The sequence below is a fragment of the Streptomyces sp. NPDC048248 genome (assembly GCF_043201875.1).
In the GTDB taxonomy this organism is placed as follows: Bacteria; Actinomycetota; Actinomycetes; order Streptomycetales; family Streptomycetaceae; genus Streptomyces.
This window is the reverse complement of sequence record NZ_JBICZL010000009.1, coordinates 391,858-410,191: the sequence shown is the minus strand read 5'-3', so window position 1 is coordinate 410,191 and position 18,334 is coordinate 391,858. Positions and strand designations below refer to the sequence as shown.

Annotated in this window: 16 protein-coding genes; 9 read left to right on the top strand and 7 right to left on the bottom strand. The window is 71.9% G+C overall.

The window, feature by feature from the left end; all coding sequences use genetic code 11:
• Positions 1-16: 16 nt before the first annotated feature.
• The 4 genes from ACGFZW_RS22010 to ACGFZW_RS21995 form a co-directional block, all read right to left on the bottom strand.
• On the bottom strand, positions 17-124 hold the full coding sequence (locus ACGFZW_RS22010; RefSeq protein WP_371873992.1) for an Ms5788A family Cys-rich leader peptide: 108 nt from the start codon (positions 122-124) through the stop codon (positions 17-19).
• 282 nt (positions 125-406) lie between these two features.
• Positions 407-1,108 carry a DUF2993 domain-containing protein gene (locus ACGFZW_RS22005; RefSeq protein ID WP_393894854.1) on the bottom strand — a complete coding sequence of 234 codons (702 nt, stop codon included), beginning with the start codon at positions 1,106-1,108 and terminating at the stop codon, positions 407-409.
• A gap of 177 nt (positions 1,109-1,285) precedes the next feature.
• On the bottom strand, positions 1,286-2,647 hold the full coding sequence (locus ACGFZW_RS22000) for a hypothetical protein (protein WP_393894853.1): 1,362 nt from the start codon (positions 2,645-2,647) through the stop codon (positions 1,286-1,288).
• Between the two features lie 10 nt (positions 2,648-2,657).
• Positions 2,658-2,903 (bottom strand): MoaD/ThiS family protein, encoded by a 246-nt coding sequence (locus tag ACGFZW_RS21995; protein WP_393894916.1) that lies wholly within the window; start codon positions 2,901-2,903, stop codon positions 2,658-2,660.
• 212 nt (positions 2,904-3,115) lie between these two features.
• Between ACGFZW_RS21995 and ACGFZW_RS21990 the strand changes: the two genes are divergently transcribed.
• Positions 3,116-4,849 (top strand): ABC transporter ATP-binding protein, encoded by a 1,734-nt coding sequence (locus ACGFZW_RS21990; protein ID WP_393894852.1) that lies wholly within the window; start codon positions 3,116-3,118, stop codon positions 4,847-4,849.
• Positions 4,846-6,849 carry an ABC transporter ATP-binding protein gene (locus ACGFZW_RS21985; protein WP_393894851.1) on the top strand — a complete coding sequence of 668 codons (2,004 nt, stop codon included), beginning with the start codon at positions 4,846-4,848 and terminating at the stop codon, positions 6,847-6,849. The genes ACGFZW_RS21990 and ACGFZW_RS21985 overlap by 4 nt, the downstream gene beginning before the upstream one ends.
• Positions 6,850-6,909: 60 nt before the next feature.
• On the opposite strand, the gene ACGFZW_RS21980 is transcribed toward ACGFZW_RS21985, so the two are convergent.
• Entirely contained in the window at positions 6,910-7,755 is an 846-nt protein-coding gene (locus tag ACGFZW_RS21980; RefSeq protein ID WP_393894850.1) for an alpha/beta hydrolase, read from the bottom strand.
• Between the two features lie 246 nt (positions 7,756-8,001).
• On the opposite strand from ACGFZW_RS21980, the gene ACGFZW_RS21975 reads away from it, so the two are divergent.
• The 6 genes from ACGFZW_RS21975 to ACGFZW_RS21950 all read left to right on the top strand — a co-directional run bounded on the left by ACGFZW_RS21975 (position 8,002) and on the right by ACGFZW_RS21950 (position 13,906).
• Positions 8,002-8,841: a response regulator transcription factor gene (locus ACGFZW_RS21975; RefSeq protein ID WP_393894849.1), complete on the top strand. Its 840-nt coding sequence runs from the start codon at positions 8,002-8,004 to the stop codon at positions 8,839-8,841.
• Between the two features lie 24 nt (positions 8,842-8,865).
• On the top strand, positions 8,866-9,891 hold the full coding sequence (locus tag ACGFZW_RS21970; protein WP_393894848.1) for a LacI family DNA-binding transcriptional regulator: 1,026 nt from the start codon (positions 8,866-8,868) through the stop codon (positions 9,889-9,891).
• Between the two features lie 152 nt (positions 9,892-10,043).
• Complete coding sequence (locus ACGFZW_RS21965) at positions 10,044-11,267, top strand: S1C family serine protease (RefSeq protein ID WP_393894847.1); 1,224 nt, start codon at positions 10,044-10,046, stop codon at positions 11,265-11,267.
• A gap of 39 nt (positions 11,268-11,306) precedes the next feature.
• Complete coding sequence (locus tag ACGFZW_RS21960; RefSeq protein WP_393894846.1) at positions 11,307-11,609, top strand: hypothetical protein; 303 nt, start codon at positions 11,307-11,309, stop codon at positions 11,607-11,609.
• A gap of 111 nt (positions 11,610-11,720) precedes the next feature.
• Positions 11,721-12,458: a response regulator transcription factor gene (locus tag ACGFZW_RS21955; protein ID WP_393894845.1), complete on the top strand. Its 738-nt coding sequence runs from the start codon at positions 11,721-11,723 to the stop codon at positions 12,456-12,458.
• A gap of 47 nt (positions 12,459-12,505) precedes the next feature.
• Entirely contained in the window at positions 12,506-13,906 is a 1,401-nt protein-coding gene (locus ACGFZW_RS21950) for an ATP-binding protein (RefSeq protein WP_393894915.1), read from the top strand.
• Between the two features lie 114 nt (positions 13,907-14,020).
• On the opposite strand, the gene ACGFZW_RS21945 is transcribed toward ACGFZW_RS21950, so the two are convergent.
• Complete coding sequence (locus ACGFZW_RS21945) at positions 14,021-15,454, bottom strand: FG-GAP repeat protein (protein ID WP_393894844.1); 1,434 nt, start codon at positions 15,452-15,454, stop codon at positions 14,021-14,023.
• Between the two features lie 212 nt (positions 15,455-15,666).
• Positions 15,667-16,986 carry a DUF2993 domain-containing protein gene (locus ACGFZW_RS21940; protein ID WP_393894843.1) on the bottom strand — a complete coding sequence of 440 codons (1,320 nt, stop codon included), beginning with the start codon at positions 16,984-16,986 and terminating at the stop codon, positions 15,667-15,669.
• A gap of 420 nt (positions 16,987-17,406) precedes the next feature.
• Here ACGFZW_RS21940 and ACGFZW_RS21935 point away from each other — a divergent pair, with 420 nt between their 5' ends.
• The gene (locus ACGFZW_RS21935; RefSeq protein ID WP_393894842.1) at positions 17,407-18,333 is read left to right on the top strand and encodes an aminoglycoside phosphotransferase family protein; all 927 of its coding nucleotides are present in this window, start codon (positions 17,407-17,409) and stop codon (positions 18,331-18,333) included.
• Position 18,334: the final 1 nt, after the last annotated feature.

The window sequence follows — 18,334 nt, the reverse complement described above, 5'->3', positions numbered from 1 at the left end:
GCGGAAAAGGGGCCCGTCAGACAGGGCGACAGAGCATGGCGGCGACGCGGCACAGGTCCACTGCCCGCCGCTTCGTCAGGACCGCCTGTCCCCGCGGACGGAGACCGCTCAATGAGCTCTGCATGCCACCGATCGTAGGGAGAGACGGCGGGGCGTGTCACCGGCGTGTCATATTGCGAGATGTGATTGTCCGCGATGTGGGATGCGGATGCCGCGGGCGGTCGCACGGAGGTGCGGGCGGGGCCGTGTTCCGGTGCGGACGTCTGGCCGACGGACTGCCCTGTCTCAGGGGGTGGACGTCGGCCGCAGGGGGTGCACCGGGGACCGGGAGGTGCGGTGAAGCCCGGCCAGGGGCGGTACGGGGTGCGGGCGGGCCGGTGGGGCGGCCCGCCACGCGGTCGGCCGGTCAGCCGGAGAGTTCGACGTCCTTGCCCGAGGCGGCGATCGAGATGCCCTCGGCCGTCGTCACGACCTTCTCCAGCTTGAGGTTGCCGGGCAGCTGCGCAAGCTTCCACTCGTGGTCGGTCTGCGAGCGCACCTTCGACTCGCAGCCGGGGATCGTCCGGCACATCGCCGGGATCGAGTCGGCCCGCAGGCGCACCGTGTCGCCGCCGACGGTGGTGATCGAGCCGGTCACCTGGAGGGAACTGAGGAGCGGGACGTTCGGCGAGATCGTGACCTGGCTGCGGCCGTTCTCCTGGCCGGCATAGCTGATCTTCACGCCGCCGCCTGCGGCCTTCGTCAGGTCCGCGTAGCTGATCCGGGCGGTGCCGGTGGCCGAGGCGGCCCGCTCGACGGAGGAGTAGTCGCTGGTCAGCTGCACGTCGTGAAACTGGGCGCTGAGCTTGCTCACCCGCAGGGTATGGCCCTGGGCACTGGCCTCGACGCCGTCGAGGTCCGCGTCCACTTCTTGGAGGGACCGCCCGGCGACCTGGGTCAGGAACGGAAAGCCCTTGATGGAGATGCCCGGCGCCTTCGCCAGGCCCCCGCTGACGCGGATCTTGTCCGCGACCTTCTCCTCCGCGAGGCTCACCGCGACGCGGTCGCCGACCACGAACAGCGCCCCGAGTATGACGACGATGACCAGCAGCACCCGTAGTGCACGCATCGAACCACTTTCCCCACGCAAGGGCCGGACGCCCGGCCGTCTCCGCCATGCCTGCAGGCTCCCCGGCCTGCGCACGGGGAGCCTAGACGACCGGGTCCGGCGGGCGCTCCCGTTGGCCGCGGGAGGGCACGAGCGGCCTCCCGGGGCGGGACGGGCGCACCCGCCGGTCCGTGCGGCTCAGGCCAGGGCGCGTCCCAGGACGTACACGGCGGGTGCCGCGAGGGCCAGGGGCAGGGCCACGCCCGCCGTCATGTGGACGAAGCGGGACGGGTAGTCGTAGCTGGCCACCCGCAGGCCGATCAGCGCACAGCCACCTGCTGCGAGTCCCAGGAGCGCGCCCGCAGGACCGAGGTCGGTCAGCCCCCCGGCCGCGACCCCGGCGCCCGCCGAGGCCACCAGGGCGACGGCCACGGAGACATAGGGCGGCAGCGGCAGGGCGCGGGCGAGCGTCGCGACGCCCACCGCGACGGCGCCGACCACCACCGCGTGCGGTGCGGCGGCGAGCTGGCCGGAGGCGAGCACGGCGAGGGCGGTCGAGGCGAGCCCTGCGGTCAGCGCGTACATCCGCTCGTCCGCGCTGCTGCGGTTGCGCAGCTGGAGGACGAGGACGAACAGGCACCACACGCCGAGCGTGCCGACGGCCACGACGGGGGCGTCCCCGCGGTCCGTGGCCAGCAGTGCCACATCGGTGGTCAGGCCGGCCAGGAAGGCCAGCGCGATGCCCTGCCGCGCGGGCCACATGCCGTTCAGCCGGAACCAGCCCGCCGCGGTGACGGCCTGCAGGAGGACCACCGGCACGAAGAGCGCCGGTTGGCCCAGCGGCGCGGCGAGCGCGAGCAGCAGGGCGAGCGCGGCGGTCAGGAAGGCCGGCTTCCGCCCGGGCGGGATGATCGGCGAGCGGCCTTCGGCGCGGGCCCGCTGATGGGGCGCCAGAGGAGCTGCCGGGCGGGCGGCGGCCGTGCCCTGTGGGTGCGGCTTGGCCCGCTGGGGGTGCTGCCGGGCGTACGGCTCCTCCGCCGGCGGCGCGGTCTGGTGCTGGGTGGGCAGGTGGGTGGTCTCCGCGGCGGCTGCCGGGACCGGCGGCTGGGTGCCGGTCTCCCAGGTCGGGGCGTCCCAGGTCTGCGTCTGCGGGCCGTGCGACTGCGGGGCCTGCGGGGTGCCGTGCGCGTCCCGGGCGTGCGGCTGCTGCGCGGCGGGGTCGTAGCCGTACTGGCCGGAGCCGTACTGGGCGTGCCGGCCGCCGGCCGCGGGCCATGGCGTCTGGGGCTGCTGACGGGGCTCCTGCTGCGGCTGGTGAGGCTGCTGCGCCGCGTAGGGCTCGTGCGGCTGCCCCTGGGCCGGTCCCTGCTGCTGCCCGTAGGGACGGCCGTACGGCGCCTGCGGGTCGTAAGGGGCCTGCGGGTCGTACGGGGTCTGCGGGGTGTTCTGGGCGTACGGGTCCGGTGCGGCGTAGGGCTCGTGGGAGCCCTGGCTCTCCGGGTGCAGGTAGGGGTCGTGCGGTTCGTACGGCTTGCGGTGGCGCGGCTGGTTGTCGCTCATGATCGTGGGCTCACCCTCCCGCGAACGGCGGCAGGACCTCGACGGTGGCGCCCTGGGCCAGCGACACCGCCGCGTGGTCGCGAGTGCCGACCGGGTCGCCGTCCACCAGGAAGGAGCAGCGCATCAGGACACGCGCGAACTCCGGGTTCGCCGCATGCGCGGCGCGCGCCGCGTCGAGCGCCTCGGCGAGCGTCGCCGCCGCGTACGGCTCCTCTGCCGTGCCGGCGGCGGCTTTGGCCGCGGCCCAATAGCGCACGGTGCCAGTTGTTGTCACGGCGACCTCTTCATCGTGTCGGTCGTAGGAGGGCGGGCCGTCGGTGTGGACCGCCCCCGTCGTTGCCGCCTCCATGATGGCGTACGGCGCGACCGGCCCGGTTCCGGGCAAGTTCCGGCAAAGGTCGCGGGCGGGGCGCCGGGGAAAGCGGATAATTCGATTGCCGAAGGCAAGCGTTCGCATAGGCTCACTCCGTGTTGGTCCGACTCGCGAAGGCCCATCTGCGGCCGCATAGGCGCTCCATATCCCTGATCGTGGTGCTCCAGCTCATCCAGACGCTGGCCACCCTCTACCTGCCCACCCTCAACGCCGACATCATCGACAACGGTGTCGTCAAGGGGGACACGGGCTACATCCTCCGTCTCGGCGGCCTGATGACCGCCGTCACGCTGCTGCAGATCGTCTGCGCGATCGGCGCCGTCTACTTCGGCGCCCGGACCGCCATGGCCCTCGGCCGTGACATCCGCGCCGCCGTCTTCGACCGGGTGCAGTCGTTCTCCGCACGGGAGATGGGCACCTTCGGCGCACCGTCGCTGATCACCCGCACCACCAATGACGTCCAGCAGGTGCAGATGCTGGTGCTGATGACCTTCACGATGATGGTCTCCGCACCGATCATGTGCGTCGGCGGTGTGGCCATGGCGCTCAACCAGGACGTGCCGCTGTCGGGCCTGCTCCTCGTCATCGTCCCGGTCCTCGGGATCCTCGTCTCACTGATCGTGCGCCGGATGCGCCCGCTCTTCCGCGGGGTGCAGGAGCGCATCGACACCGTCAACCGGGTGCTGCGGGAGCAGATCACGGGCATTCGCGTCATCCGCGCCTTCGTCCGCGACCGGCACGAACGCGAGCGGTTCGGCGCGGCCAACACCGACCTCTACGACGTCTCGCTTCGCGCGGGCCGGCTGATGTCGATGATGTTCCCGCTGGTCATGCTGATCGTGAACCTCTCCAGCGTGGCCGTGGTCTGGTTCGGCGGACTCCGCATCGACAGCGGCGACATGCAGATCGGCGCGCTCACCGCCTTCCTCAGCTATCTGATGTACATCCTCATGTCGATCATGATGGCGACGTTCATGGTGATGATGCTGCCGCGCGCCGAGGTCTGCGCCGAGCGCATCCAGGAGGTGCTGGCGACCGACACCAGCGTCACCCCGGCGGAGCACCCCGTCACCGAACTGCGCCGGCACGGCGAACTGGAGCTGCGCGGCGTCGAGTTCCGCTTCCCGGGCGCCGAGGAGCCGGTCCTCAAGGACATCTCGCTGGTCGCCAGGCCCGGCGAGACCACCGCCGTCATCGGCTCGACGGGCAGCGGCAAGTCGACCCTCCTCGGCCTCGTCCCGCGGCTGTTCGACGCGACCGGCGGCACGGTCCTGGTGGACGGCGAGGACGTCCGCACCCTCGACCAGGAGACCCTCGCCGACGCCATCGGCCTGGTCCCGCAGAAGCCATACCTCTTCTCCGGGACCGTCGCGACGAATCTGCGCTACGGCAAGCCGGACGCCACCGACGAGGAGCTGTGGCACGCGCTGGAGACCGCGCAGGCGCGCGACTTCGTCGAGCGGATGGAGGGCGGCCTCGCCGCGCCGATCGCGCAGGGCGGCGGCAACGTCTCCGGCGGTCAGCGACAGCGGCTGGCGATCGCCCGGGCGCTGGTGCGCCGGCCGGAGATCTACCTCTTCGACGACTCCTTCTCCGCGCTGGACTACGCGACGGACGCCGCACTGCGGGCCGCGCTCTCCCGTGAGACCGGCCGGGCGACGGTGGTGATCGTCGCGCAGCGCGTCTCGACGATCCGCGGCGCCGACCGGATCGTCGTCCTGGACGAGGGCCGGGTCGTCGGCTCCGGCACACACGCCGAGCTGATGGCGGACAACGAGACCTATCGGGAGATCGTGCTCTCCCAGCTCACCGAGCAGGAGGCGGCGTGACCACCGCGGACAAGGAAGCGGCCGGGCCGTCCGAGGCCCCACCGGCACCGGAGGCGCCCCGGCGCGGACCGGCTCCGGCGGCCGGGCCCGGCCGGATGATGGGCGGGCAGCCCATCGAGAAGTCGATGGACTTCAAGGGCTCGGGCAAGCGGCTGCTGCGCCAGATGCGGCCCGAGCGCGGCGTGATCTCGCTCGCGCTGGTGCTGGGCGTGCTGAGCGTGGCGCTCAGCGTGGTGGGGCCCAAGGTCCTCGGCCATGCCACCGACCTGATCATGGCGGGCATCGTCGGCCGGGGGCTGCCCGACGGCATCACGAAGGCCCAGGCCGCCGACCGGCTGCGAGCGCGCGGCGAGGACGGGCTCGCCGACATGCTCGGCACGATGCCGGTCGTGCCCGGCCACGGCATCGACTTCGGCGCCGTCGGCGTGGTCCTGCTGTGGGTCGCCCTGATCTACGCGGGCGCCTCGCTCTTCGGATTCGTCCAGGCGCGGATCGCCACCCGCGTCGTCCAGCGCGCGGTCTTCCGGATGCGCGAGCAGGTCGAGGAGAAGCTGGCCCGGCTGCCGCTGAGCTACTTCGACAAGCAGCAGCGCGGCGAGGTGCTCTCCCGGGCGACCAACGACATCGACAACATCCAGCAGACGCTCCAGCAGACCCTGAGCCAGATCGTGGCCTCGCTGCTGACCATCGTCGGTGTGCTGGTCATGATGTTCTGGATCTCGCCGCTGCTCGCGTTGGTCGCCCTGATCACCGTCCCGGTCTCCGTGGTCGTCGCCACCAAGGTCGGCAAGCGCGCCCAGCCGCAGTTCGTCCAGCAGTGGAAGACCACCGGCAAGCTCAACGCGCACATCGAGGAGATGTACACCGGCCACGCCCTGGTGAAGGTCTTCGGCCGCCAGCGGGAGTCCGCGGAGCTGTTCCGCGAGCAGAACGACGCCCTGTACGCCGCCGGCTTCAAGGCGCAGTTCATCTCCGGGATCATCCAGCCCGCGATGATGTTCATCGGCAACCTCAACTACGTCCTGGTCGCGGTCGTCGGCGGCCTCCGCGTCGCGTCGGGCAGCCTGTCCATCGGTGACGTCCAGGCGTTCATCCAGTACTCCCGGCAGTTCAGCCAGCCGCTCACCCAGGTCGCCTCGATGGCCAACCTCGTGCAGTCCGGCGTCGCCTCCGCCGAGCGGGTCTTCGAACTCCTCGACGCGGCCGAGCAGGACCCCGACGCCCAGCGGCCGGCCCGCCCCGAACACGTCACCGGCCGCGTCGAGTTCCAGAACGTCTCCTTCAGGTACGACGAGGACAAGCCGCTCATCGAGGACCTGTCGCTGGCCGTCCATCCCGGCCAGACGGTCGCCATCGTCGGTCCCACCGGCGCCGGCAAGACCACCCTCGTCAACCTCCTGATGCGGTTCTACGAGGTGCGCGGCGGGCGGATCACCCTCGACGGCGTCGACATCGCCGAGATGTCACGCGAGGAGCTGCGCTCCCATATCGGCATGGTCCTCCAGGACACCTGGCTCTTCGGCGGCACCATCGCCGAGAACATCGCCTACGGCGCGCCAGCGGGCATCTCGCGCGACAAGATCGTCGAGGCGGCCAGGGCCACCCATGTCGACCGTTTCGTGCGCACCCTGCCCGACGGCTACGACAGCGTCATCGACGAGGAGGGCGGCAATGTCTCGGTCGGCGAGAAGCAGCTGATCACCATCGCCCGGGCGTTCCTCGCCGAGCCCGCCATCCTCGTTCTCGACGAGGCCACCAGCTCGGTCGACACCCGCACCGAGGTGCTGATCCAGCACGCCATGGCACAACTGCGCACCGGCCGCACCAGTTTCGTCATCGCGCACCGCCTCTCCACCATCCGCGACGCCGACGTCATCCTGGTGATGGAGTCCGGCGCGATCGTCGAGCAGGGCACCCATGACGGGCTGCTTGCGGCCGGCGGCGCCTACGCCCGCCTGTACGCCGCGCAGTTCGCGGAGGCGATGGCGGAGACCGAGTGAGCTGAGCGAGCCGGCGGCCCCGGGCCTGTGGTCCGGGGCCGGCCGTCGCGACCCGGTGGGTCAGCCGTGCGCGGTGATCCACTCCCCGATCCGCTCCAGCAGCTCCGGCTCCGCCGCGTTCTCCGCGTGCCCGAAGCCGCGCTCCAGCCACAGCTCGGTGCTCGCGGGGTCGGCGGCGGCCATCAGCATGTGGGGGTGGTCCACGGGGAAGTACGGGTCGCGGTCGCCGTGGACGAGCAGCAGTGGGGTCGGCGCGATCAGCGGAACGGCCTCGGTGGGCGACAGCGGGACCGGGTCCCAGTCCTCGGGATGGATGCGGGTGCGCAGGCCGAGGCGGGAGACCAGGCGGCCGGTGGGCCGGGTGACGACCCAGTGGAGGCGGCGCATCGATGTGGTGCCGCGGTAGTACCAGCGGGCGGGGGAGCTCACCGCGACCACGACGTCGGTGTGCGCACCTGTGCGCCCCCCACGCTCCCCCTGGCCGTAAATCGCCGCATGCCGCAGCACGACCGAGCCGCCCATCGAGAACCCGACGGTGGCGACCCGGCGGTACCCCAGGGACCGCGCCCAGCGGACCGCGGCGGCCAGATCATGGACCTCCCGGTCGCCGACCGTGGAGTGCCCGCCGGAGCGGCCGTGCCCACGGAAGGAGAACGTGACCACGCCGGCACGCTGGGTGAATGCGGCAGCCGCCCGGCGCAGCGCGGGGCGTTCCAGGGCGCCGCTGAAACCGTGCGCGAGGACCACCACAAGATCGTCCGAAGGCGGCCCGGCGGAGGCCGTACGGGGGGTGTGAGCGGCCTCGATGCGAACGTCGTCCTCCGTCAACAATGACGCCCGATGACCACTCGAAGTGATCGACGAAACACAGGAACGTGCAAAATCGGCCTCGGCTCCGGAACCCATGTGAGCTATTCTGTCGGGCATGAAGGATCCGGGCAGCGTTGCCCCCGGGTCCTTTTGTGCTTTCAGCCAGGGTGAGCCGCGGCTGGGAGAACCGTACGAAGCAGTGCCGCAGACTCCCCCGGCCAGTCCGGGTGGTGCCCCCGTCGCAGGGACCGAGGAGGAACCAGACGTCATGGGCGAGCGAAGCGAGCAGGACCGCGAGCAGCACAGGATGAAGCACGCCGAGAACCGGGTGGGTGGTCGGAAGTGAGTTCGCTCCTGCTGCTGACCAACGCACTCCAGCCTTCGACGGAGGTGCTCCCGGCGCTGGGCCTGCTTCTGCACAGTGTGCGGGTGGCTCCCGCCGAGGGGCCGGCCCTGATCGACACCCCCGGGGCCGACGTCATACTGATCGACGGCCGTCGTGATCTGCCGCAGGTGCGCTCGCTGTGCCAGCTGCTGCGGTCCACCGGTCCGGGCTGTCCCCTGGTCCTGGTGGTGACGGAGGGCGGACTCGCCGCGGTCACCGCGGACTGGGGCGTCGACGACGTCCTGCTGGACACGGCGGGGCCCGCCGAGGTCGAGGCGCGGCTGCGGCTGGCCATGGGCCGCCAGCAGATCACCACCGACGACAGCCCGATGGAGATCCGCAACGGTGACCTGTCGGTGGACGAGGCGACCTACAGCGCGAAGCTCAAGGGCCGGGTCCTGGACCTGACCTTCAAGGAGTTCGAGCTGCTGAAGTATCTGGCCCAGCACCCCGGCCGCGTCTTCACCCGGGCCCAGCTCCTGCAGGAGGTCTGGGGCTACGACTACTTCGGCGGCACGCGCACGGTCGATGTGCACGTCCGGCGGCTGCGCGCCAAGCTCGGCCCCGAGCACGAGTCGCTGATCGGCACGGTCCGTAACGTCGGCTACCGCTTCGTGACCCCGGAGAAGGTGGAGCGGGCGGCCGCGGAGGCCCAGGCCAAGGACAAGGCGGCGCAGGCCGCCAAAGCCGCCAATGCGGCCAAAGCCGTCGAGGGCGATGCCCGGGCCGGGAACGGCGCGGCGAAAGCCGTGGCATCGGGTGCCGAATCGGCCGGCGGACGGCCTGCCCAGCGGTAGGACCACCCGCGTAGACTGCCGCGCGTGGCCAAGGTGACGCGGGATGATGTGGCAAGACTGGCGGGTACGTCCACCGCCGTTGTCAGCTACGTCATCAACAACGGACCAAGGCCGGTCGCCCCGGCCACGCGCGAGCGGGTGCTCGCCGCCATCAAGGAGCTCGGCTACCGGCCGGACCGCGTCGCGCAGGCGATGGCGTCCCGCCGTACCGATCTCATAGGGCTCATCGTGCCGGACACCCGGCAGCCGTTCTTCGCGGAGATGGCGCACGCCGTCGAGCAGGCCGCCGCCGAGCGCGGAAAGATGGTGCTGGTCGGCAACGCCAACTACCTCGACGAGCGCGAGGTGCACTACCTGCGCGCGTTCCTCGGGATGCGGGTGTCCGGGCTGATCCTGATCAGCCAGGGCCCCAGCGAGCACGCCGCCGCCGAGATCGATGCCTGGGATGCCCGGGTGGTGCTGCTGCACCGCAGGCCGGACGCCATAGACGATGTCGCGGTCATGACCGACGACGTGTGGGGCGCCCAGCTGGCGACCCGGCATCTGCTGGAGCACGGCCACCCGTACGTCGCCTTCCTGGGCGGAACGGAAGAGACCCCGAAGTCCGGCGACCCGGTCACCGACCACGTCGAGGGCTGGCGCCGCGCCATGCAGGAGTCGGGCAAGTCCGTCGAGGGCCGCTACTTCCAGGCACCGTACAACCGCTACGACGCCTACCAGGTCGCGCTGAAGCTGCTCGCGGGCCCGGACCGGCCGCCGGCCATCATGTGCGCGACGGACGACCAGGCGATCGGTGTGCTGCGGGCCGCCCGCGAGCTGCGGATCGATGTGCCGGACGGGCTGGCGGTCGCCGGGTTCGACGATGTGAAGGAAGCGGGGCTGACCGACCCGCCGCTGACGACGGTCGCCTCGGACCGCGAGGCGATGGCGCGGGCCGCGGTCGACCTGGTGCTGGACGACGGACTGCGGGTGGTGGGATCGCGCCGCGAGCGGCTGCGGCAGTTCCCGTCGCGGCTGGTGGTCCGGCGGTCCTGCGGCTGCCGGGACTGACGCGGCCGACGCACGGCCGAGCCGCCCGCCCGGCGGGAAGGCGTCCGCGGCACCGGCGCTCCCGGCGTCTTTATACCGGGCATACCCACTTCTGTCGGGTCTCTCAGGGCACTCTCAGACCGTTCTCATGCACCGGTCGCACAGTCATAGTCATGACCGAGAGCTACCGCCGAAGCGGCGACGACATCCCCCAGGGCCGGCCCTACGACCACGGCTACGGCGCCCCACAGGACGCGCGGCGCGAGCGCGAGCGGGCGTTCCCCCCGCCGCCTCCGTTCGCGCCGGCCCGTCCCGTCGCCGCGGGTGACGGGGTCACGGTGTGGCCGGGCGAGGGCAGCGGTACGGGTGCGGCGGACGGCGCGGGGGCGCCGGGCGGGTACGCCGTCCACGGGGCGCCGGCCCCGTCCGCGGCCGGCGGGGGCCAGGGGGGCGATGGCGCGTACGCCGGGTTCGGTGCGGGCGGCCCGCACGTCCCCGGGCCGCGGGAGCACCGCAAGGCCCGCCGCCCGATCGCCCTGATCGCGGCGGTGGCGCTCGCCTCCGGACTCATCGGCGGTGGCAGCGCGGCGCTGCTCGCGGGCGCCGGCGGGAGCACGGGGAGCAGCGCGGGTACCCCGGTCGTCAACGCCGGGCAGAGCAGCGGCAGCGGCGTCTCCGCGGTCGCCAAGGCGGTCAGCCCCGCCATCGTGGAGATCAACGCGCGGACTTCCGGCGGCCAGTCGACCGGCTCGGGTGTGGTGATCACCGGTGACGGCGAGATCATCACCAACAACCATGTGGTGTCCGGGGCGGACACGGTGTCCGTCACCTTCAGCGACGGCAGTAAAAAGACCGCCGACGTCGTGGGGACCGACCCGGACAAGGACCTGGCGCTGATCAAGGTGCGGGGCGCCAAGGGCCTGACCAAGGCCACGCTCGGCGACTCCGGCAAGATCGCGGTCGGCGACCCGGTCGTCGCCATCGGCTCGCCCGAGGGGCTCACCGGCTCGGTGACCAGCGGCATCGTCTCCGCGCTCAACCGGGACGTCACGGTCGCGAAGGACGAGGACCAGGGCCAGGGCCAGGGTGGCCAGGGCGGCGGAGGCGGCTGGCCGTTCGAGTTCGGCGGGAACCAGTACAACGGCGACACCGGCTCGTCGAAGACCTCGTACAAGGCGATCCAGACCGATGCCTCGCTCAACCCGGGCAACTCCGGTGGCGCGCTCATAAACATGCAGGGCCAGATCGTCGGCATCAACTCGGCCATGTATTCGCCGAGTTCGGCGACGAGCAGCACGGCGGGCAGTGTCGGTCTCGGCTTCGCCATCCCGATCAACACCGTCAAGGCCGACCTCGACGCCCTGCGCGGCGGCGGCAGCGGCAGCAGCGGCGTCTGACCGCGCTCCCCTTCACCGAGTACGTCCTAGGAGGCCGACATGGCCCACAAGATCACGGTTCCGGTCCACCGTGCCCGACGGGCGCTGGCCTCGGCCATCGCCTGGGGCGCGGGCGGCGAACGCCGCAGCGCGCAGCTGCACTCCGTACGGCACCGCTCCGGCCGCACCGGTCCGGCGGACCTGGACCTCGCACTCGCCTCGGTGCTCGCCTCGGCCGTCGCGGACGCCGCCCGGGTGGCGGCGGTGCCCGCGGCGGACGGCCGCCCCGACGAGGTCGCCGCCGAACCGCGCACCCGCGGACGGGCTGCGGCAAACCGGCGCCGGGCAGCGGCCAGGTGGTGACCGCCGGTCCCCGCGTCGACCGACGCGCCCCACCCGGCACCGTGCAAGGCTGAAGGGCGACTCCGACAGTCGTCAGCCGTCCGTCATCCCACTCCCGAGGTAGTCACGCACATGAGTTCCGCCGAGCACGGTGACCAGCCCGCCCGCATCCTCATCGTCGACGACGAGCCCGCGGTCCGCGAGGCACTGCAGCGTTCGCTCGCCTTCGAGGGCTACGGGACGGAGCAGGCCGTCGACGGCCTGGACGCGGTCGAGAAGGTCGCCGCCTTCGACCCCGAGCTGATCGTGCTGGACGTCCTCATGCCGCGGATGGACGGGCTGACGGCTGCCCGCAGGCTGCGGGCGAGCGGTGTGACCGTGCCGATCCTGATGCTGACCGCGCGGGACACCGTCGGGGACCGCGTCACCGGCCTGGACGCCGGCGCCGACGACTACCTCGTCAAACCTTTCGAACTGGATGAACTGCTCGCCAGAATCCGGGCGTTGCTGCGGCGCAGCTCCTACGCGGCGGCGGCCGGCGCGCGCCCCGAGGAGGGCGAGGTGCTGGCCTTCGCCGATCTGCGGATGGACCTGGCCACCCGCGAGGTGACCCGGGGCACGCGGCCGGTGGAACTGACCCGTACCGAGTTCACGCTGCTGGAGATGTTCCTCGCCCATCCGCGCCAGGTCCTCACCCGTGAGCAGATCCTCAAGGCCGTGTGGGGCTTCGACTTCGAGCCCACCTCCAACTCCCTGGATGTGTACGTGATGTATCTGCGCCGCAAGACCGAGGCGGGCGGCGAGGCCCGGCTGGTGCACACCGTGCGCGGTGTCGGCTACGTCCTGCGTGTGGACGGCGGCGCCGAGTGACCGGCCTGGACCGCTACCGCAGACTGCCGCTGCGCTCGCGCCTGGCGATGCTCACCGCCGTCGCGGTGGCCATCGCCGTCGCCGCCTCGGCCGCCGCCTGCTGGCTGATCACCCGCGACCGGCTCACCGAGCAGCTCGACACCACGCTGCGGACCGTGGACGTGAACTCCGGCTATGTGCAGGCGCTGACCGCCGCGTGCTCCGGCACCGCGCCCGACGGCATGCGCTTCCAGCCCACTCCGTACACCGTCCAGCTGGTGTCGGTCGAGGGCGAGGTCTGCACCTCGCCCGAGAAGTCGCCGATTCCCGCACAGCGGTCGGACGTGGCGGTCGCCGAGCGGCATCTGCCCAGCTCGGTGCACACCACCAAGGCCAGGAACGGCGAGGAGATGCGGGTCTCCACCGTGCCCCACCGCGGCCCGGTCACCGACGCCCGCGGCAACCGCCTCGCGGTGTCCGTCGCCGCACCCATGGACCAGGTGACCGATCCGCTCAACCAGCTCGCACTGGTGCTGCTGATCGTGACCGGCGTCGGTGTGCTGGGCGCGGCGACGGCGGGCCTGTGGGTCGCCCGCGCCGGCCTGAAACCCGTCGACCGGCTCACCGAAGCCGTGGAACACGTCGCCAGGACCGAGGACTTGGCCATCCGCATCCCCGCGGAAGGTGACGACGAGATCGCCCGCCTCTCCCGCTCCTTCAACTCCATGACGGCCGCGCTGGCCGCCTCCCGCGACCTCCAGCAGCAGCTGATCGCCGACGCCGGACACGAACTGCGGACCCCACTGACGTCGCTGCGCACCAACATCGACCTGCTGGTCCGCAGCGAGCGCTCCGGCCGGCAGATCCCGGCCGCGGACAAGGAGGCGCTGCTGTCCTCGGTGAAGGCGCAGATGGGCGAGCTGGCGTCGCTGATCGGCGACCTCCAGGAGCTCTCCCGGACTCCGGAGGCGGGCCCCGGCAGTGCGGGTGCCGTCCGGGTCGTCGCGCTGCACGAGATCGTCGGCGCGGCCCTGGAGCGTGCCCGGCTGCGCGGCCCCACGCTCACCGTCATGGCGGACCTGGACCCCTGGTTCGTACGGGCCGAGCCCGCCGCCCTGGAACGCGCGGTGGTCAACCTGCTCGACAACGCCGTGAAGTTCAGCCCCGCCGGTGAAACCGTCCTGGTCCGGCTGGCCTCCGGCGAACTCACCGTCCGCGACCACGGCCCCGGCATCCCCAAGGACGAACTGCCACACGTCTTCGAGCGCTTCTGGCGCTCACCCTCCGCCCGCAGCATGCCCGGCAGCGGTCTGGGCCTGTCGATCGTGGCCCGCACAGCGGAACAGGCGGGCGGCGGCGTCCGCCTGCGCCCCGCCGAGGGCGGCGGCACCGAAGCGGTACTGACCCTGCCGGGCGCCGCGACACCACCACCGGAACTGCCGACGGGGGAGGGACCCGCCGAAGAGTAGCGGGACACGCCGCACACCACTGCCGCCACAGCTTGTTTCGTCCGACACGGGCCGCGCGTCCCGGGGCTCGGGCCGCGCGCCTGGGGCCGGTCAGGTGCGCGGCTTCGGTGGTCGTTACCGGGGGAAGCCCGACCCCAGTGCCGCGCCCGACTCCGGGCCGCCCAGGGTGCCGGGGCCGTAGGAGACCGCGCCGGTGGTGGTCAGGCCGGTGGGGGAGCCCAGCAGGGACCAGGCGGCGCCGGTGTCCTTGAGGGTGGTGCCGTCCTCGCCGGGGGCGCCGGTGGTCAGGTCGGCCTTGCCGTCGCCGTTGGTGTCCAGGAGGGCGAGCGCCTCGCCGTGCCGGTCACCGGCCTCGGCGACGCCCGGCACACCCGGGGTGTCCTGGGTGAACGCCTGGGCTCCCGTGCCGGACAGGCCGCCCTTGCCGCCCTTGAGGAGCACGGTGCTGCCCGCGTCCTTCAGCGCCCGGCCGGCGGAGTTGGTGAGGTCCTCGAAGGGGATGCCGACCGCGACATCCGCGTAGCCGTCGCCGTTGACGTCACCGGCGCTGAGGCTGTAGCCGAACTGGTCGCCCTCCTCACCGACCCCCGGGACACCGGCGCTGTCCTGGGTGAGCGTCGTGGTGCGCGCGCCGGGGCCGCCCGCCGCGCCGTAAAGGACCTTGACGGTGCCCTTGTCGTACGGCTGGTCCTCGACGACGCCGTTGGGTACGGGGCGGAAGATCAGGTCGCCGTAGCCGTCGTTGTCGACGTCGCCGACGGCGCCGGCAGCGGCGTCGGGCAGGGCGGTGGCCGTGCTGCTCAGGCCCTCTCCGGTGCCCCGCCACAGCTGGCTGCGCTCGGACATCTCCTCGAAGGCGTGGAAGCTGACCAGGTCGTCCTTGCCGTCGCCGTCCAGGTCACCGGCCACCAGGTCCACGGAGCCGAAGGTGCGTCCGGTGTTGATGGTCCCGGTCGAGGCCGGCCGGCCGTCGCGGGTGAACGGGCCGTAGGCGACGTGTAGTTGCGGCTCCTCGCCGTCCTTGGCGTCGGAGACCAGATCGGTGTGGCCGTCGCCGTTGAAGTCGCCGGCGGTGACGTTGCGGCCGATGCCGGGCAGCGTCGACGCGCCGCCCTTGCCGTCGGTCGATCCCCAGAGCACGGTCATCTCGGAGGCGTAGCCGGTGTCCATGACGAGGTCGTCGCAGCCGTCGCCGTCCAGGTCGCGCGCGACGGTGCGGTACCCGAAGAGCCCGTCCTCGGTGGGTTCTCCGGGGACGCCCGCGGTGGCCTGGCTGATCACCTGGCGCTTGGCGGTGTCGGCGCCCTTCGCAGAGCCGTGGACGACGGTGATGTAGCCGGCACCGGGCTTGCCGGCGACGGTGCCGTGCGGAGCGGTGGCAACGATGTCGGCGTAGCCGTCGTTGTTGAAGTCGGCGGTCGCTGCGGTGGGGCCGGCCGGTTCGCCCTCAGCCGCGGTGGCGACGGGGCCGCTGACCGCGAGCGGGGTGGCCAGCAGAGCAGCCACCGCGATGCGGCGCGCGGTGGTGGAACGGGAGCGGTGACGCACAGGTCCTCCTGGGGCCGATGGTGGCGTGTGCGCGTACGCCGCGTGCGCGCCGTCGCGCACCCTCGGTCAAGCACCCGCACGCCGGTTAGGACGTGGCCTCCGTGCGCGCGGTTCTGTCGTTCACCACCCCGTTACCTGTCCAAGCCCCCACCGCACCCCGCTCGTTCACCCGGTGCCGCAACCCCGTGCCCGTCGCCCGATGCGTCGCCCCGCTACTTCTTCGCGGCGTCCCCGAAGGGCAGGTCCGTGCCCGACAGGTCGGCGCGGATGCCTTCGCGCTCGACGCTGATGTTGCGCAGCCGTACGTCGCCAGGCGTCTTGGGCAGCTGGAAGGAGAGCGACAGCTGGTCCGCGAGCTGCGGCTTGGTCAGGGCGGTGAGGCCGCCGAGGACCTTCGGGTCGATGCCGACCTTCTCCAGCAGCCACGGGTGGTCGGCCACCACGTCGACGAGGTTGACCTGCATCAGCTTGCCGATGAAGCGTGGCGACCCGGTCAGCTGGTGCAGCTTCTCCTCGCTCTGCAGCGCCTGCTGGATGTACGGCCGGGGGATGCCGATCCGGTCCGCGATCGCGGGGACGGAGAGCATCGCCTTCACCTTGGCCGCCTGGCGGCTGACCTCGGCGGCGGCCTTGCGGGTCAGCCGCAGGCCCTCTTCCTTGCCGGTGCCGGGGCGGTAGACGGCGACGTCACCGAGGTCCAGGCGCATCCGGCTGATGTCGGTGGAGATGCCGCGGTCGCCCGCGCGCTGGATGCGGGCCTCGGCCCGTACCCGCAATTCGTGCCCGGCGATCGGCAGCCGGCCGACCGCGCGCACCGCGTTCGGGCCCATCTCGCTGAATTTGACCTGGGAGGCGCCCAGTTCACGATTCATGTCGTCGAAGGCGAGCAGTACGCTGCCGTGCATTCTGCCGATCGTGGCGCCCTTGATCGAGCTGGGCAGATCGCCGTTGATGCGGACGTCGTTGGCGCTCGCCTCGAATTTCGCCAGGGAGACCCGGTCGGCCGCGAGGTCCGGAATGGCGACGTCGACCTGGTCGAGACGCTTTCCGAAGACCTGGGTGAGGAAGGGGAAACCCTTGATATCGACTTCCGGGGTGGCCGTGAGGTGCAGCGAATCCTTCAGCTTTTCCTCGGCCTTGTTCTGCGCGTACAGCAAGGCGAAACGGTCCGAAACCGTCAAAAAGGCCGTGCACGCCAGGACGGCGACAAGCAGCTTCGCGGCGAACGGGACGGCGGCGAAGCGGCTGACGCCGCGCTTCCTGCGCCGGTGGTTGGGCGGTGTCCAGTCCTCGCTCTCCTCGTCCGAGCGGAGACCCAGGCCGAGCGGGTCGTCACTGTCGTCGCGCTCGTTGAGGTAGCCGCGCGTCGGCTCGGGGTCGGCGAGGGCGGCCAGGTCCGCATAAGGATTGACGGTTTCGATCTCTCTGGTGTCGCCGCGCGGGTCGTCCTGCGGGGCCGACGCGGGCGATTGGGAATGCAGCCCGGCGGTCGGTGAGGACGACGATGAGGGTATGCGTGTGGGGGTTCGCATCCGCTCATCCCACCACGCGCTGGGCCCTTGAACGCAAGTCTTACCGGAAGTAAGTGAGGTACGCGAAGGTTGTCCGGCCGACTTGGGGAAAGTTGCCCGATCCGTGTGGCGAAAAAGCGCCGGGTGGTGGGGCCGCCTGAACTGCCGTCACCCTGCTCGGCGCAATGAACAACGTGGTGACGCCAACAATCCGGCGGGATGAACAAAAGCCGGTGAAACGGCCCCTGTCACGGAATGTGCCCGGACTGTCGCACACCGGAATTGCGCCGTTGGGCCGTGCCGAGCGCTCCCATGATCGCGATAACCGGAGCGATCGGCAATACCGGCGAGATCTCCCACAGCCCTCCCGTTCTTTCTTCTGCCGGGGCGCCGCCGGAAAACCCGTTGATCTTTCCGAGTCGCCCGTCCTACGGTCCGCGCATGCTGCCTCGCGTGGACACGGACGAAGAGTGGGACGCGATCGTCCCCGACGAACAGGTGATGCGGCCGGGCGCCGAGGCGCTCTGCGGGCGCCTCGGCCTGACCGGCGCCCCACTGGTCCGCTACCCCACCGGTTCCCAGCCCGTCTACGCCGTGGGGAACCGCTACGTCCTCAAGCTCTTCCCGGCCGCCGCCGCGGACGACGGCCTCGCCGAGGCACATGTCCTCGCCCACGTCCAGGGCCGCCTGCCGGTCCCCACCCCGTACGTCCACGACGCGGGGGAGTACGACAACGGCTGGCGCTATGTGCTGATGTCCCGGCTGCGCGGCACCGACCTGGCCGTGACCTGGCCCCGGATCCCCGCCACCGAACAGGACCGCATCGCCACCGAGGCCGGGGAGACCCTCGCCGCGCTGCACTCACTGGACCCGGCCCCGCTCGCCGACATCCTGGGCCCCGGCGACTGGGCCGCATTCCTCGACGCGCAGCGCTCCTCGGCCGTCGCCCGGCAGGCCGCCCACGGCCTCGCCGAACCCTGGCTCGAACAGATCCCGGGCTTCCTCAACTCCGTCGCGCTGCCCCCGGAGCCCGCGGGAACCCTGCTGCACACCGAGTTCATGCGGCAGCATCTGACCGTCGACGAGTCCGACGACTGGCGGCTGACCGGACTCCTCGACTTCGAGCCCGCCATGATCGGCCACCGCGGCTACGACTTCGTGGCCGTCGGCCTCTTTCTCTCCCGCGCCGATCCGCGGCTGCTGGCCAGGGTCCTGCGCGCCTACGGCGAGACCTTCGACCCCCGCGAACTCCTCGCCTGTGCCCTGCTGCACGTCTCCAGCGATCTCCCCCGGTATCTCCGGGAGCTGCCCGCCCCGCCGGAGCCCACGCTGGAATCCCTGGCGCAGGCGTGGTTCGGGACGGGCTGAG

What these genes read in the sequence shown, in the direction of transcription:
- ACGFZW_RS22010 (WP_371873992.1), bottom strand. Translation starts at nt 124, where the DNA reads ATGCAGAGCTCATTGAGCGGTCTCCGTCCGCGGGGACAGGCGGTCCTG.
- ACGFZW_RS22005 (WP_393894854.1), bottom strand. Translation starts at nt 1,108, where the DNA reads ATGCGTGCACTACGGGTGCTGCTGGTCATCGTCGTCATACTCGGGGCG.
- ACGFZW_RS22000 (WP_393894853.1), bottom strand. Translation starts at nt 2,647, where the DNA reads ATGAGCGACAACCAGCCGCGCCACCGCAAGCCGTACGAACCGCACGAC.
- ACGFZW_RS21980 (WP_393894850.1), bottom strand. Translation starts at nt 7,755, where the DNA reads ATGGGTTCCGGAGCCGAGGCCGATTTTGCACGTTCCTGTGTTTCGTCG.
- ACGFZW_RS21965 (WP_393894847.1), top strand. Translation starts at nt 10,044, where the DNA reads ATGACCGAGAGCTACCGCCGAAGCGGCGACGACATCCCCCAGGGCCGG.
- ACGFZW_RS21960 (WP_393894846.1), top strand. Translation starts at nt 11,307, where the DNA reads ATGGCCCACAAGATCACGGTTCCGGTCCACCGTGCCCGACGGGCGCTG.
- ACGFZW_RS21955 (WP_393894845.1), top strand. Translation starts at nt 11,721, where the DNA reads ATGAGTTCCGCCGAGCACGGTGACCAGCCCGCCCGCATCCTCATCGTC.
- ACGFZW_RS21950 (WP_393894915.1), top strand. Translation starts at nt 12,506, where the DNA reads ATGCTCACCGCCGTCGCGGTGGCCATCGCCGTCGCCGCCTCGGCCGCC.
- ACGFZW_RS21940 (WP_393894843.1), bottom strand. Translation starts at nt 16,986, where the DNA reads ATGCGAACCCCCACACGCATACCCTCATCGTCGTCCTCACCGACCGCC.
- ACGFZW_RS21935 (WP_393894842.1), top strand. Translation starts at nt 17,407, where the DNA reads ATGCTGCCTCGCGTGGACACGGACGAAGAGTGGGACGCGATCGTCCCC.